The 15,920-nt window shown below is 66.4% G+C and carries 11 protein-coding genes; 4 read left to right on the top strand and 7 right to left on the bottom strand.

Annotated features, from left to right (window positions below):
- From RM531_RS15795 to RM531_RS15775, 5 genes are all read right to left on the bottom strand, one after another.
- Positions 1 to 701 (bottom strand): WD40/YVTN/BNR-like repeat-containing protein (locus tag RM531_RS15795; RefSeq protein ID WP_311660671.1); only part of this gene is annotated, 701 nt, incomplete at its 3' end.
- Positions 698 to 3,094 (bottom strand): efflux RND transporter permease subunit, encoded by a 2,397-nt coding sequence (locus RM531_RS15790; RefSeq protein ID WP_311660669.1) that lies wholly within the window; start codon positions 3,092 to 3,094, stop codon positions 698 to 700. The genes RM531_RS15790 and RM531_RS15795, both read right to left, overlap by 4 nt.
- Positions 3,091 to 4,020 carry a hypothetical protein gene (locus RM531_RS15785; RefSeq protein WP_311660668.1) on the bottom strand — a complete coding sequence of 310 codons (930 nt, stop codon included), beginning with the start codon at positions 4,018 to 4,020 and terminating at the stop codon, positions 3,091 to 3,093. Before RM531_RS15785 ends, RM531_RS15790 begins: the two co-directional genes overlap by 4 nt.
- An 8-nt stretch (positions 4,021 to 4,028) precedes the next feature.
- Positions 4,029 to 4,250 (bottom strand): hypothetical protein, encoded by a 222-nt coding sequence (locus RM531_RS15780; RefSeq protein WP_311660667.1) that lies wholly within the window; start codon positions 4,248 to 4,250, stop codon positions 4,029 to 4,031.
- 69 nt (positions 4,251 to 4,319) lie between these two features.
- Complete coding sequence (locus RM531_RS15775; RefSeq protein WP_311660666.1) at positions 4,320 to 5,807, bottom strand: DUF1329 domain-containing protein; 1,488 nt, start codon at positions 5,805 to 5,807, stop codon at positions 4,320 to 4,322.
- 144 nt (positions 5,808 to 5,951) lie between these two features.
- On the opposite strand from RM531_RS15775, the gene RM531_RS15770 reads away from it, so the two are divergent.
- Entirely contained in the window at positions 5,952 to 8,102 is a 2,151-nt protein-coding gene (locus RM531_RS15770; RefSeq protein WP_311660665.1) for a DUF1302 domain-containing protein, read from the top strand.
- A gap of 475 nt (positions 8,103 to 8,577) precedes the next feature.
- On the opposite strand, the gene RM531_RS15765 is transcribed toward RM531_RS15770, so the two are convergent.
- Positions 8,578 to 9,288: a sterol desaturase family protein gene (locus tag RM531_RS15765; RefSeq protein WP_311660664.1), complete on the bottom strand. Its 711-nt coding sequence runs from the start codon at positions 9,286 to 9,288 to the stop codon at positions 8,578 to 8,580.
- A 291-nt stretch (positions 9,289 to 9,579) separates the two neighbouring features.
- On the opposite strand from RM531_RS15765, the gene RM531_RS15760 reads away from it, so the two are divergent.
- From RM531_RS15760 to RM531_RS15750, 3 genes are all read left to right on the top strand, one after another.
- Complete coding sequence (locus RM531_RS15760; protein WP_311660662.1) at positions 9,580 to 11,871, top strand: DUF1302 domain-containing protein; 2,292 nt, start codon at positions 9,580 to 9,582, stop codon at positions 11,869 to 11,871.
- 122 nt (positions 11,872 to 11,993) lie between these two features.
- Positions 11,994 to 13,277 (top strand): acetyl-CoA C-acetyltransferase, encoded by a 1,284-nt coding sequence (locus RM531_RS15755; protein ID WP_311660660.1) that lies wholly within the window; start codon positions 11,994 to 11,996, stop codon positions 13,275 to 13,277.
- 108 nt (positions 13,278 to 13,385) lie between these two features.
- Positions 13,386 to 14,744, top strand: coding sequence for a 3-oxoacyl-ACP reductase (locus tag RM531_RS15750; RefSeq protein WP_311660658.1), 1,359 nt, complete (start codon positions 13,386 to 13,388; stop codon positions 14,742 to 14,744).
- Here RM531_RS15750 and RM531_RS15745 read toward each other — a convergent pair whose 3' ends face one another.
- Entirely contained in the window at positions 14,745 to 15,620 is an 876-nt protein-coding gene (locus RM531_RS15745; RefSeq protein WP_311660656.1) for an alpha/beta fold hydrolase, read from the bottom strand.
- Between the last annotated feature and the right edge of the window lie 300 nt (positions 15,621 to 15,920).

Genomic DNA, 15,920 nt, shown 5'->3' with positions numbered 1-15,920 from the left:
ACCCGACCCTGCAGCCCGTAGAGCACCGCCCCGTGCTCGCCCACCGGCAGCACGCCGAAGTAGGAGCCCACGTACGGCGGGACCAGCATGTCCCAGGTGTCACCGTCCACGCTGCGGGCGAGCATGCCGCGCTCGCCGGCGATCAGCAGGGTGCCGTCGGCCAGCTGTTCCAGGTCGTACAGGTGGAAGCCGGCGGCGAACACGTCGTTGTCCACCAGCGTCCAGCTTTCGCCGCCGTCGTCGGTGGTGCGCATCAGGCCGTTCGAACCGACCAGCGTGGCGCTGTCCGTACCGGTGGGCAGGATGTCGAAATAGGGCTTGCCCCAGTCGGGCTCGAAGTTCACCAGCGACCAGGTCTCGCCGCCGTCGGTGGTGCGCAGCACGGCGCCGTCCCAGCCGGTGGCCCAGCCGTGGGTGGCGTCGCGGAACACTACGCGGGTGAGCATGCCGCGCACCGGCACCGGCACCTGCCGCCATGACTCGCCATCGTCGGACAGCAGCATGTGGCCGCGTTCGCCCGCCGCGACGAACTGGTCGCCGGCGCGGGCCAGCGCGTTGATGATGCCCCGATCGGCCAGCGGCATCATTTCCGCTGGCTGGGCCTTTCGGGTTTCGGTTTCGGCTTCGTCGGTCTGAGCCGCTGCGGTCCCGGTGGCGATCAGCAGCCCGGCCGCGGTGGCGGCGATGATGTGACGCATCATGACGGTTTCCTCTCGTCCGGCTCGTCGCTGGCGCCGGATGTGATGTCCTGTCCCTGGTGGCGGGTTTCCTCGCCGGCGAAGAAATGGGCCAGGGCCGGCAGCACCAGAATGGCGCCGAACATGTTGGCGGTGAACATGTAGACCAGCATCAGGCCCATGTCGGCCTGGAACTGCAGTTTGGAAAACAGCCAGGTGGCCACGCCCAGCCCCAGCGCCACGCCGGTGAATACCACCGCCTTGCCGGTTTTCTGCAGGGTGCGGTAATAGGCTTCCTCCAGACTCATGCCACGGCGCAGGCCCTCGGCCAGGGTGGCGTAGATGTAGATGCCGTAATCCACGCCGATGCCCACGGCCAGCGCAATCACCGGCAGCGTGGCTACCTTCATGCCGATGCCCAGCGTGGCCATCACCCCGTAGGCGGAAATGGACACCAGGGACAGCGGCAGGGCCACGCAGATCACCCCCGAGAAGGTGCGGAAGGACAGCCACAGGAAGGTCAGCACCACGGCATAGACCCAGAGCACGATTTCCACTTCCTTGGCCTCGACCACCTCGTTGGTGGCGGCCATGACCCCGACGTTGCCGGACGCCAGCTTGAACTCGATGTCCGGCGTGCTGTTTTCCTCGGCCTTGTAGGCCTTCACCGCGGCCACGATCTCCTTGATCGTCGCGGCCTTGTGGTCGGTGGTGAACAGGAACACGTTGAGCGCGCTGCAATCGTCATTGAGCATGCCCGAGGTCGTGGGCACCAGCGCGGTGGCCTGGGCCAGCGCGTAACGGTTGCGCGGCACTACCTGGGCATTGAGGCGGCCCTCCGACAGCCCTGCATAGGCCAGCTTGGACAGATCCAGCAGGGTCATGGTCTCGCGCACGCCGGTCTCGTTCTTCATGTGCCAGGCGAAGCGGTCGAGCTCGGCCATCAGGTCGTACTTGATGCAGGCGTCGGGCACCGTTTCGGCAATCACGTTGAACTGGTCCACGCCCAGCGAAAAGTTCTCGGCAATCAGGCGGGCGTCCTGGTTGAAGCGCGAATCCGGGCGCAGTTCCGGCACGCCCTCCTGGGCCGAACCGACGGTGAGGTCGTCGTACTTCCACACGCTCCAGCCCAGAATCAGCGCGCACACCAGCAGCGTGACCACCGCCGCCGGGCGCTTGGTGAAGGTGGCGGCGATGAAGCGCCACAGCCGGTCGCCCAGGGCCTCGCGCCGGGCATGCTTGCGCTGGAACGCCTCGCGGTCGCGGACGTTGGCAACCGTCAGCAGCACCGGCATCAGCGCCTTGTTGGTGATGATGATGGCGGCGATGCCGAAAGCGGCGTTGAGCGACATCTCGCGGATCACGTCGATGTCGATCAGGTAGATGGTCAGGAAGCCCGCCACGTCGGTGATCAGCGCGATGGTCCCGGGAATGGCCAGTCGCCGGAACGTGTTCAGCGAGGCGCGATACGCCGTGTGGCCGGCGTCGGCGATCTCGCTGGCCCAGGCGTTGACGTACTGCACGCCGTGGGACACCGACACCGCCAGCACCAGGAAGGGCACCAGGATGGCGAACGGGTCCAGCCCGAAGCCGGCCAGGTTGAGCAGGCCCATTTCCCAGATCACCGCGGCGATCGAGCACACCAGCGGCAGCATGCCGAGCATGAACGAGCCGGTGTACAGCCACAGCAGGATGCCGGTGAGTATCAGCGTCAGCGCGAAGAAGCCCACCACCTCGGTGGCGGCGTCGGTCATGTCGTCCACCACCTTGGCGAAGCCGATGATGTGGACCGTGGTGTTCTCGTCCTCGAACTTGGTGCGGATCGCCTCGAGCTTGTCGCCCACCTCGTTGTAGTCGATCTTCTCGTTGGTAACCGGGTCACGCTCCAGCAGCTCGGCCACCACCATCGCCGCGCTCTGGTCGTTGGAGACCAGCCGGCCGATCACGTTGGCCTTGGACACGTTGGACCGCAGCTTGTCCATCATTTCCGGTGTCGGCGCGTAGTCGGCCGGCACCACGGTGGAGCCCGACAGCCCGGTGGGCTGGACCTCCACGTAGAGAATGTTGGGGGTGAAAATCGAGGTCACCCGCTCGCGCTGCACGCCGGGGATGAAGAACACCTCGTCGGTGAGCTTGCGCAGGTCCTCCATGAACTCCGGCTGGTAGATGTCGCCGTCCTTGTTCTTCAGGGCGACCAGCACCGTATTGGCCCCGCCGAACTCGTCGTAGTACTCGAGGAACGTCTCCATGTAGGGATGTTCCTGCGGCACCATCTTCAGCCAGCCGGCGTTGGGCTGTAGCTGGGATGCCTGCCAGCCGAGAAACGCGGTAATCGCGATCAGCACCGCCAGGGTGATCCAGCGGGCGCCGAAAATCACCGGCTCGACGATGCGCAGAATGCGCTGGGTCATGCTCATGAGCGTTGCTTCCGGTAGGCGGCCGCATAGGGCGCGAGGGCGTCGGCGACGCCCTCGGCCTCGGCTGCGGCCGTTAGTTGATCGTGATCTCCGGCGCCACGGCCGGCGATTTGTTCGGCCAGGCGGGTCTGGGCGGCATCGTCCTGGTGCGCGGTCAGCCGCACCAGCACCGGCCAGGCGCCGTGTTCGGCCACGGCGGCCACCGCGCCGGCCAGCAGGGCCGCGTCCTCGAAGATGAACTGCCCGAATTCGGCCTGCAGGTCGTCATCCAGATGCAGCATCAGCGACAGCGCCTCGGGCCAGCAGTCCTGCTCGGCGGCAGCCGCCACCGTGCCGCGCCGGCGGGCGGTGGGCATCAGCCGCACGATGTCGGACAGGCGGCCGGTATCCTCGGCGAAGAAACCGATCCGCAGCAGCGCGGCGTCGGATTCGATCGCCTCGATGGTGGCGGCCAGCGCGGCCTCCGACAGGCTGTCGAGAAACCGGCCCATGGTGATGAAGTCGTCCTCGGCCAGCAGCGCCAGCGCCACCGCGACCACCCGTTTCGGCGGCATCGCGGCCACCACGTCGGCGGCCCGGCGCGGGTCCAGCTCGCGGCTGACCTCGGCGAGAAAGGGCACTGGCAGGCGGTCGGCCAGGGCCACCGCCCGCTTGACCGGCAGCTCGCCGGCAATGCGCGCCGACAGCGTTGGCCCGAGCACCAGTTCCGACAGCCGGGCATTGGCGGCCAGGGGCAGCAGCGACGACAGTTTCGCCATGCCCTCGAAACGGGCCCGGTAGCGGTTGAACAGCGCGTCGGACAGGGATTCGCGGAAATCGCGCAGCGCCTGACCGTCGCGGTCCTCCAGGTAGTCCAGCTCGGCGGGTGCCAGCCCCAGAACGCGGGCCAGCTTGATGCGCTCGGCATGGGCGGTGAGATCGGACATGGACCGGCTCAGCCGAGCAGCAGCTTGCGGGCGGTACGCCGCAGCGGGCCGGGCACGAAGCTGGCGGCCTGGTCGATGGCGTTTTCCAGGGACTGGCGCTGTGCTGCCGCTGCGTCGGCCACCTGATCGCACAGGCGCTGACGGTCGGCCGCATCCAGCTGCGCCAGGAAATCGGTGGCGCGGTCGTCCAGCGGTAGCAGCCGGCGCAGTGATGCCGGATCAGACCCCATGTTCCCCCCTTGGCGGTCTCGCGTGGCAATCATCGGGCCGCCCGTGACGGGCGGCCCGGCAATCGTCGATCAGCGCAGGCGTGCCTTGCGCTTGAGGGCGTTCGGCCCGAAGTAGCCGCCGTCGTACTCGATGCGGAAGTCCGGAATCTTGCCCTCGTTGGTCAGGGCGGTGACGAAGTATCGACCGCTCTTGAGGTCGTAGATCACTTCCGGCGTGGTGGTGGTTGTGGGCACGAACGGTGCGGTGATCATGTGGCCTTCCTGGAAGCGCCAGAGTTCGCCGCGGGCGTCGTAGTTGTCCACCGCCACGATGCCCCAGGAATCCTCGTCCACGTAGAACACCCGCTTGCCGAACTGATGGCGGGTGCCGTCGCGCAGCGTGGCCTCGACCACCCACACGCGATGCAGTTCGTAGCGGGCCATGCCCTGGTTGATGTGGCCCTTGCCGGCCACGTCGGTGTACTTGGCGATGGGATTGCTCAGCAGGTAGGAGTTGTACGGGATGTACATTTCCTGCTTGCCCACCAGCTTCCAGTTGTAGCGATCCAGCGCGCCGTTGAACATGTCGATCTGGTCGTTGAACTGGAGACCGTCGGAGCCGATCGAGGGGTTGTCGTAACCCACGTCGGGGGCGCGGTTCACCCGGCCGAGGCCGGGATTGAAGATCCAGGCATTGCGGCCCGAGGTGCCCTTGCCGAAGATTTCATGCACCAGCGTGAACTGGCCGGCCACGCGCGGCGGCGACACCGTCTCCTGCAGGAAGTAGGCGATGATCTCGTTGTTGCGCTCGCCGGCCTCCTTGTTCAGGTTGCCGTACTCGAAGCCCACGTCCTCGATCACCTTGGTGATCTCCACGTCGCCGTCGGCGTCCACGATCGCCTGGTCGTTGAAGCGCTTGACCGCGGAACCGCGGAACTTGAGCTTGTGGTTCCAGATCACCTCGGCGCCGGACTTCGGAATCGGGAAGGGCACGCCCAGCTCGGCGCCCGAGATGTCGTCGGTGCCCTCCAGGGTGGCGCGGGTGGCGTTGCGCTTGGTGGCTTCGTTGATCTCGTCCGGATAGTAGGCCGGCCGGACCGACGGGTAGACGATCATCCGGTAGTCCGGGTACAGCTCGAACAGTTTCTTGTGGCCCTCGGTGAGCTTGTCGGCGTGCTCGGCGAGGTTGTCGTTGGTGATGGTCAGTCGCGGGTCGAGATTCTCCACCCCGATCTGGGTCACCAGGTTGTTGAGTTCCGGCTCCATCTCGGCGGCCTTCTTGAGGTCCTCGAGATTGGTGAGCAGGTTCATGTCCGGGTGGTTCTCGCCGAATTCGATGATCTTCTGGCGGACCTCCTCCAGCGTTTCCGGGGTGAAGCTCTTCTGTTCCTCGTTGAATGCTTCCTCACCGATCAACGGCGGAATAGTACCCTCGGCATTGCCTTCCGGATTGGCGCCGACCGGGCTGAGTTCGTTGCCCAGCTTGGCGGCTTCCGACTCGCTGACGGCGGCGTGCACCGGCATCTGCAGGATGGCCAGGGCCGCGCCCAGCCCGAGGGCGGTGATCATCTGTCGCATCGGTTTGTCTCCGTCCCGTGGGTTTGCGCTGGATCGAGTCAACGCGGGTTTGTCACATTACGCAATGTCAGCTACATTTGGCAAGGGTTCTTTCCTAAAGCAATAATCACTGGCCAGTGGGCCGGTCTGTCGGGAGGCGGGGAGATGATGTCATTGGGTGGACGGTCGCTTGCGGCCATCGTGGGCATGGCGGCCGGACTGGCCTGGATGACGCCGGCACAGGCCGTGCGATTCGAGTACGGGGATATCCAGGCCTCCTGGGAAAATCGGCTGATTCTCGGCGCCGGCTGGCGGCTGGAAGAGCGCGACGAGTCCCTGGTGGGCAAGCTCAACGTCAATCCCGACCTGTGCCCGGATGATTGTCTGTCGTTCTCCGGCGATACCGCCCCCAACCAGCGGCTGGTGGATGCGCCCGGGTCGTTCGTCGGGTCCAACTACGACAACGGCAACCTCAACTACGATCGCGGCGACTTCATCTCCGGACAGTCGCGCATCGAGTCCGAACTCAAGGGCTTCTGGGGCGACGTCGCGTTCAAGGTCAGCGGCATCGGCTTCTACGACGAGGTGAACGAGAGCTTCGACGACTCCAATCCCGACACCGCTTTCCAGCCCCGCTTCAGCGAACGGGCCGGGCCGATCAAGGAGCGGGTCGGGGCGGACATCGATCTGCTCGAGGCGTTCGTGTCAGTGCCGTTCCAGGCCTTCGGCATGGATTTCAACATCTCCGTGGGCGAACAGCGCATCCGCTGGGGCGAGTCCACCTTCGTGGCGCTGGGCAGTCTGGATCAGCTCAACCCGCCCAACGAGAATCGCCTGCGGTTCCCGGGCGCGCAGATCGCCAGCGTGTTCGAGCCCACCGGCCTGGCGGTGCTGACCACCAACTTCACCCCCAATCTGTCAGCCGAGCTGGTCTATCAGTATCACTGGGAGCGGGTGCAGCCCACTGCGGAGGGTAGTTTCTTCGCCACCAACGATTTTGCCGGCGGCGGTGACTACGCCGTGGTCGGCCTTGGTCAGTTTTCGGAGGATCCGAACCAGATCGGTACCTTCAAGACCGGCACCGCCCAACTGATCACCAGCACCTCGAACAGCGTGCCGGTGGATTCCACCCGCGGCGAGCCCAGCGACAGCGGGCAGGGCGGCCTGCGCCTGAACTACTACGCCGAGGACGTCAACGGTGGCACCGATTTCGGCCTCTACGCGCTGAACTATCACAGCCGTCTGCCCTATGGCAGCGTGCAGGCCACCGACCGGTCCTGCCTGCGCGACCGGGTGGATCTACCCGACGGCGGCGATCTGCCGGGCGTGTTGCAGCCGATCGTGTCGACCCTGGAAAACACCCTTGGGCAGCAGTTGTCGGCGGATGGCGTGACGGCCCTGGTGGCCTGCCAGGGCTTCAACGGCTCGCTGACCGAGGGCACCGGCCTGGGCCGCGAGCCGCTGCCGCTGGATACGCTGGGCGTGTTCCTGGATTACCCGGAAGACATCCACCTGTTCGGCGCCAGTTTCACCACCCAGTTCGGCGCCTGGTCGCTGGCCGGCGAGTACGCCTTCCGGCCCAACATGCCGCTGCAGGTATCGATCCCCGACGTGGTCTTCGCCGGCCTGCAGCCGGCGCTGCCGGACCAGGACATCAACCTGGCCATTGCCACCATTCCCAGCGCCCGCAACGCGGTGCCGGATTTCATCAGCACCCGCTATCGCAACAATCCCGTCGAGGCCAACGAGATCGTGCGCGGCTACGAGCGCTTCCAGGTGCAGCAGCTCGATCTGACCGGCATCCGGGTGTTCAGCAGCAGCAACCCGATCGGCGCCGACCAGATCATCTGGCTGCTGGAGGGTGGCATCACCCACGTCATCGATCATCCCGACCGCAGCGACCTGCAGCTGGACGGCGGCGGCCCCAACTGCACCCACGCCAGTCCCGGCGCCGACGGCACCGGCGCGGCCGGCCCGGACGCCCGCCGCCTGAATCCGACCCAGGCCGGCGACTGCTTCGCCGATCAGACCTCCTACGGCTGGCGCACCCTGGTGCAGGCGACCTACAACGACCTGCTGTTCGGCTGGAACGTGAACCCGTTGCTGTTCTTCTTCCACGACATCGACGGCGTGGCCCCCTTCCCGGCACAGAACTTCGTGGAGGGCCGCAAGCGGCTGATCCTGGGCACGGAAATCCAGTTCAGCCAGAGCATCCAGGGCCAGGTGATGCTGGAAACCTACTGGGGCACCGGCGACCGGCGCATCTCGCTGCGCGACCGCGACAACATCTCGCTGGCGCTTGAATATAACTTCTGATTCAAGGGGTCATCCGCGGATTTCACCGCTCGTTTCGTATCAGACGGAAGAAGTTAACCGCAGATTTCGCAGATGACGCAGATTTGAGAATGTGTGTGGATTAATGCGTCAGAGTGCGAGGCCATGGTTCGGCTTGGCCCTACGCCATCGCGGCTACTGGTCGCGTCGCAATCGGCTGATCTGCTGGCCCTGGCGCGAGCGTCGTCCCGAGCCACCCATTCAATCTGCGTGAATCTGCGAAATCTGCGGTTTCCTCTTTCGCGGATTGACGTGGATGAAGGATTTGTGTGGATCACTTCGTCAGAGTGCGAGGCCATGGTTCGGTTTGGCTATGCGCCATCGCGGCTATTGGCCACGTCGCAATCGGTTGACCCGTTGGCCTGGGGGCGAGCGTCGCCCCGAGCCACCCATTAATCTGCGTCATCTGCGAAATCTGCGGTTCCTTCTTGCAGATGTGCTACCGGCGCGTTCCGGATTACGCGGCCCGATCCGTCCCCGCCTCGACATCGCCGTATTCCAGCGTTCGACACGTGGGCGTGCGGGGCACGTCGGTGGCATCCGGCGCGGTGCCGAACATGGCGTCCACCTGCGGCACGGTGAAGCTGTACCAGTAGTGCTCGTTGCGGAAATGGTGCAGTCGGTGATTCTGGAACAGCTTCTGGGCGAAGGCGGACCTTGGCTTGATGCGGCTGTGCACGATGAAGTGCGTCCATTCGTATAGCAGCGTCATCCCCGCCAGCGCCGCCATCCAGGTGGCGGCCAGCCCCGGCTGCGGCAGCAGCCAGAATGCCCCCAGCGTGAGCACCGGTGCCAGCGTGGCGTGTACGTACACTGGCAGGAAGATGTGCTCGGGCCGCCAGGGCTGCTGGTGGTGGATGCGGTGCTTGCGGGCGAAATCGAAATCCAGCGTCCAGCCGAACACCTCGACCGGCCGCAGATGCAGCAGATACCGGTGCAGGAACCACTCCAGGAACGGCCAGATCAGGATCGGCGTGGCGGCCACCAGCAGGTCCAGGGCGGTTAACGGACCGAGGAAGACGCGCAGCACGATCGAGGCGCCCGCCAGCGCGGCGAGAATCTGCGGGCTGCGATAGCTCATGAACACGCCGACCGCCGCGCGCAGCGTGGTGGGGCTGTCGGCCGCGGCGAACTGGTTGCCGGTAACGGTGGAATCTTTCGCGCTCATGGCGTGTCGCTTTGCCCCGATGTGGTTGTCCGAGCGTAGGCAGCGCGTCTCGCCAATGTCAATTGGTGGTAATCAGGCGTGTTTATCGCCTCGGCGCCGGCCTAATGCCCTTCACGCGTCAATGATTAGTGGTCGAATGGCGATTGACCGACGCGGCAATCCCGATCGGGTTGGCATGAGCCAACGCTTGTGCGTAATCTCGGTATTCATAAACAGCGTGACGGGTAACGGGCCGTGTCGAGTCCGTCCGGATGCGCCGACAATGGACGATGTGGTGCGAGGGGGAGTGCGATGTCGGGAACCAGGGCAGGAACCGTTCTGATCGGTGCCGGCTGTCTGCTGACAATGAGCAGTGCGGCCGGGTATCAGTTCGACTGGGGGGATCTGGAAATCTCCCTCAACAACCGGGCCACCGTCGGCGCCACCTGGCGCACGGAAAAGCGTGACGCCGCGCTGGTGAGCAAGCTCAACAACAATCCGGGGTTGTGTCCGGATGACTGCCTGGATCTGGGCGGCGCCAACGGCGATCCCGGCCCCAATCAGCGGCTGGTCGACGCCCCGGGTAGTTTTTTCGGCGCCAACGGCGACAACGGCAACCTCAACTTCGACCAGGGCGACATGACCGCCGCCCAGTTGCGCCTGGCTACCGACCTCACGGCCTTCTGGGGCGACGTGGTGTTCCAGTTCTCGTCCCTGGCCTTCTACGACGGGGTGGCCAGTCATCTGGACGAATTCCATCCCGACAATTTCGAGGACGTGCCGCCGGTGACCTACGACGGCGTGGAGGCGGCGCTGGGCGACGACGCCCCCACGGCGTTCCAGCCCCGCCGCACCCGGCTGTCCGACGATTCCATCGACCAGATCGGCCACGATATCGATGTGCTGGAGGCCTTCGTCAGCGTGCCGTTCGACGCCCTCGGCCGACGCATGTCGCTGTCGGTGGGCGAGCAGCGGGTGCACTGGGGGGAGTCGCTGTTCAACTTCCTGGGCAGTCTCGATCAGCTCAACCCGGTGGATCAGAACCGGCTGTTCTTCCCCGGCACCGAAATCGCCTCGGTGTTCGAACCCACCGGGCTGGCGGTGCTGGACGTGCAGATGAGCCAGAACGTCGGCCTGCAACTGGTCTATCAGTACGACTGGGAACGCTCCAGCCCCGCTGCCGATGGCAGCCTGTTCAACATTCTGGAGGCGGCCGGCGGGGGTGACACCATCAACATCTCGCTGGGCCAGTTGTCCGAAGACCCGGACCAGACCGGCGGCTTTACCAACTTCCTGGCGCGGCAGGCCACGTCCACAACCGGGACGGGCCGTCGGCTGCAGGGGGCCGGGCGGCCGGAAAGCGGCGGTCAGTACGGCGCCCGACTGAACTGGTACCTGCCGGACTTCAACGGCGGCACCGAGCTGAGCTTCTACGCGCTGAATTATCACGCGCGTTTGCCGGTGGCCAGCATCGTGGCCGCCGACGAATCCTGCGCCCGCCGGGCGGGCGAGATTCCCGCCCCCGGCAGCAACGACATCCCCGGCCTGGATGTGCTGACCGCCCAGCTGGAACAGGCGGTGATCGAGAACGTGCCGCAGGATCTGGTCAGCGGCATCACCTTCCAGGACGTCAGCGCCGACGCCATCGCCGTGGCCATCGCCTGCGGCGGCTTCAACGGCCAGGGTCGCCTGGCCGACGCGCTGCAGGCCACCTTCGGCCCGCTGTCGCCCAACGGCCCCGACGAAGCCGCGCCCATCGACACCATCCGCCCGTTTCTGGACTACCCGGAGGACATCCACATGGTGGGGCTGTCCTTCAACACCAACCTGGGCAAGTGGGCAATGGCCGGCGAGTACGCCTTCCGGCCCAACCAGCCGCTGGCGATCCAGGCCTCCGACGTGGTGTTCGCCGGCCTGCAGCCGGCCTTCGCGGAAGAGGATGTCAATATCGGCGTGGGCGTGCTGCCCAGCGCCCGCAACGCGGTGCCCGATCTGCTGTCGGTGTACCGCAACGATCCGGTCGAGCCCAACGAGCTGATCCGCGGCTACGAGCGGCTGCGGGTGCAGACCGCCGACATTACCGGCCTGCGGGTGTTCGGCCCCAACAATCCCCTGGGCGCGAATCAGATTATCCTGGTGCTGGAACTGGGCGTGACCCACGTGATGAACATGCCCTCACCCGACGATCTGGCGCTGGCGGCGCTGGATTTCGCCAACGGCACCCACCCCTCGCCGGGCGCCGACGGCACCGGCCAGCCGGGCGGGCAGCCCGATCCACGCTCGTTCAACCCGACCCAGCAGACCGGCAACTTCCCCACCGATGTGTCCGCCGGCTACCGCATCCTCGCCCGGCTGCAGTACAACGACCTGATCGGCGGCGTCACGGTGCGCCCGATCGTCGCCTTTCTACACGACATCCACGGCATCACCCCGGCGCCGATCCAGAACTACATCGAGGGCCGCAAGCGCATCCTGGCGGGCGCGGAAGTGGATTTCACCTCGCGCATCAGCGGGCAGATGATCTACCAGGCATTCTGGGACGGGAAGTTCAACAACCTGGTCGACCGGGATCATGTCAATCTGAGCGTGTCGTATAACTTCTGACTTGCGTTTGCGGTCATGCTTGAACGCGAGCGTCGCGTTTGTTGCACTGCAACGCACGATGAACTAATCTGGAAAGAAGTCTTTTCTTGTTACGCCAGCGGGCCACCGCAGGAGCGCATGCCATGAACAGTACCGATGTCCGTTCCGTCGCCGTTGTCGGCGCCAATCGCATCCCCTTCGCCCGCTCGGGCACCGCCTACGGGGATCAGTCCAACCAGATGATGCTCACCGCCGCCCTGGCCGGGCTGGTGGATCGTTGCGGCCTGGCCGGGGAAACCCTGGGCGAGGTGGCGGCCGGGGCGGTGCTCAAGCACTCGCGCGACTTCAACCTCACCCGCGAATCCGTGCTGGATTCTGGCCTGTCCCCGGACACCCCGGCCTACGACGTGCAGCAGGCCTGCGGTACCGGGCTGGAGGCGGCGATCCTGGTCGCCAACAAGATCGCGCTCGGCCAGATCGACGTCGGCGTGGCCGGCGGGGTGGACACCACCTCCGATGCCCCCATCGCGGTGGGCCGCGGCATGCAGCGGGCGATGATGGAAATCAATCAGGCGAAGACCAACGGCCAGCGCCTCAAGGCCCTGATGAAGCTGGCCAACCCGAAGAGCCTGGTGCCGGAGGTTCCCTCCAACGGGGAACCGCGCACCGGGCTGTCGATGGGCGAGCACTGCGAACTGACCGCCAAGCGCTGGAAGATCGCACGCGAGGATCAGGACCAGCTCACCTGGGAAAGCCACCAGAAGCTGGCCGCCGCGTACGGGGCGGGGTTCTTCGACGATCTGATCACGCCCCATGCCGGGCTGGAACGCGACAACACCATGCGGCCCGACTCCACCCTGGAGAAGCTGGCCAAGCTGGGCCCGGCCTTCGACAAGGAAAACGGCACGCTGACCGCCGCCAACAGCACCAACCTGACCGACGGCGCCTCCACCGTGCTGCTGGCCAGCGAGGACTGGGCCAGGGCCCACGGCCTGCCGGTGCTGGCCCGTATCGTCCACGCCCAGACTGCGGCGGTGGATTTCCGCGAGGAACGCGAGGGCCTGCTGTTGGCCCCGGCCTACGCGGTGCCGCGCATGCTCGACCGCGCCGGCCTGTCGCTGCAGGATTTCGACTTCTACGAAATCCACGAGGCCTTCGCCGCCCAGGTGCTCTACACCCTGAAGGCCTGGGAATCCGCCGACTTCTGCAAGAAGCGGCTGGACCGCAAGGCCGCGCTCGGGTCCATCGACCGCAGCAAGCTGAACGTCAAGGGGTCCAGTCTGGCGACCGGGCATCCCTTCGCCGCCACCGGCGGCCGTATCGTGCCGACCCTGGCCAAGACACTGGCCGAGAACGGCGGCGGCCGCGGGCTGATTTCCATCTGCGCCGCCGGCGGCCAGGGCGTGACCGCGATTCTGGAGGCCTGAATGCGCGCCGACTCGGCATGATTCCGAGCCGGTTCTGATTGTAGGGTCGGATTCATCCGACCGGCGGCGGCGCGCGGCGTCGCCAAACCAACGACACGGAGATCGAGCATGAGCGATTACCTCGTCCGCATGGCCCAGCAGCCGGCCCTGCGCAGCGTCATCAAGACCATCGGCCTGCCCACCCCGCAGACCCTGGCCCGGGCCGGCGGCCCGTATGTCGAGACACCACTCGCCGGCAAGACCGTGCTGTTCGGCGCGGGTGACGGCGCCACTGCCAGCAAGAAGGTGCAGACCACGCTCAAGGCGATGGGCGCCGAGGCGCAGTCGGCGGCCGACGTGACCGGCGACAGCCGCTTCAACGCGGTGGTGTTTGACGCCACCGGCATGACCGATCCGGCCCAGTTGCGGGCGCTCTACGATTTCTTCCATCCAATCATGCGCAACTTCACCGGCAATGCCCGTGTGGTGCTGCTGGCCGACGTGCCCGAAACCGCCGACAGCGTGCCGGCCGCGGTGGCTGCCCGCGCGGTGGAAGGCTTCGTGCGCTCGCTGGCCAAGGAAATCGGCCGCAAGGGCGCCACCGCCAATCTCGTCTATGTGGAAAAGGGCGCCGAGGACCGCGTGGCCGGGCCGCTGCGCTTCTTCCTGTCCGACCATTCCACCTACGTGGACGGCCAGCCGGTGCGCGTGACCAAGGGCGGCAAGATGCCGCGTTCGGTCCCGGTGACCAGGCCGCTGGACGGCAAGGTGGCGCTGGTGACCGGCGGTGCCCGCGGCATCGGCGCGGCTACCGCGGAACGGTTGTCCCAGGAAGGCGCGCACGTCGTGGTGCTGGACATCCCGGCCGATGCGGAAACGCTCGAAACCACGGCGAAGGCGGTCGGCGGCACCGCCCTGCCGCAGGACATCACCGACGCCGACGCCCCCCGGGCGATCGCCGATTTCCTCAAGGAGAAATTCGGCGGCGTGGACATCGTGGTGCACAACGCCGGCGTCACCCGCGACAAGATGCTGGCCAACATGGCCGAGCACCTGTGGGACATGGTGCTGGCCATCAACCTGCGTTCGATCCTGGCCATCGACGAAGTGCTGCTGGGCGACAAGATCGTCAACGACCACGGCCGCATCCTGTGTCTGTCGTCGATCGGCGGCATCGCCGGCAACGCCGGCCAGACCAACTACGGCGCCACCAAGGCCGGACTGATCGGCTACGTGCAGAGCCAGGGCCAGAAGTTCGGCGACCGCGGCATCACCGTCAACGCGGTGGCCCCGGGCTTCATCGAAACCCGCATGACCGCCGAGATGCCGTTCATGATCCGCGAGGGCGGCCGGCGCATGAATTCCATGTCCCAGGGCGGCCAGCCGCAGGACGTGGCCGAGCTGCTGACCTTCCTGGCCACGCCCGGCGCCGGCGGTGTGTCCGGCAATGTGGTCCGGGTCTGCGGGCAGTCGTTGATCGGGGCCTGATCAGGCCAGCCGCGCGTCCAGCCAGTCCCGCACCAGCGGCCAGATCTGGGCGCGGGCGGGTTTGCTGATCACGATGCCGGGGTGGTCGAAATCCACCTCGAAGCCGTTGTGGGTGCCGGCCCTCAGGAACGTCCGGTCGGTGCTGGCAAAGTGGCCGATGAAACGTTCGCAGCCCTCGGGCGGGTCCACCCGGTCGCCGGCGCCGACGATGGCCAGCGTCGGCTGGGTCAGCCGGCCGAGCTGTTCCCGCAGTTCGGGTTGCCGTCGCCCGTCGGCCACCATGCGGCCGGCGTCGGTCATGGTGGCGGGGGATTCGTCCTCCGGTCCCAGGCCCACCCAGCGGGCCGGCACGCGTCCCAGTAGCCGGGCCACGCCGCGGGCGAACAGGTTGCCGGGGAAATCCAGCCCCCGCTTGCCCACCTCGAACTGGGTGGCAAACAGCACCAGCCCGGCCACCTGGTCGGCGTGCAGAGTGGTGGCTACTGCTCGGGCCGCCAGCACGCCGCCGAAGGAGTGACCGATCCAGAACACCGGGCCCCTCTGTTCCTCGGCAACCAGCGACTGAACCAGCGGCAGGTCATGCTGCACGTGTTCAGTAAAGCCGGACCGGCCGGTGCCCGCATCGCCCCGGTTGGCGCCCACGCCCCGGCGCTCCACGATGTACACGGCAAAGCCGGCATCGGCCAGGAACGCCGCCAGCCCCACGCCCTGGTCGGACAGCCAGAATCGCCGGCCGGTGAACATGCCGGGCAGCATCACCACGGCGGCGCAGGGCCGGGCGGGGATGGCGCGCGTCAGGTTGAACCGACCGCCATCCGGGGCGGTCAGAATCTCGTGAACGGCGGAAGCTGAATCCGCTGCGGATACCGGGGACATGCGTGTTCCTGTGGCAGCCAGAAGGCCCGCCTGGCGGTGAATCCTGCTGGCAATCAAATTCGTATCGGGATAGAGTTCTTGCTGAATTCAATGATAAACGAGCCGCGCTCACAGCGGCGCCAAATGGCATTCCATCGAGATGGGCAGATACGTCCGGAGGTAAATCGATACATGACGAATTTCAAGCACGCAGCGGCGCTGGGCGCCGCGTTGGCCCTGGTCGGCGCGGCGAATACGTCGTTCGCCAAGGTCCCCGAAAGCGAAGCATCCAAGCTGGGTGGTGAGTTGACCCCGGTGGGA

The sequence above is a fragment of the Spectribacter acetivorans genome, assembly GCF_031846305.1.
GTDB lineage: Bacteria > Pseudomonadota > Gammaproteobacteria > Nevskiales > Salinisphaeraceae > Spectribacter > Spectribacter acetivorans.
The sequence above is the reverse complement of the archived record's forward strand: the minus strand, read 5'-3'. Positions and strand labels throughout refer to the sequence as shown.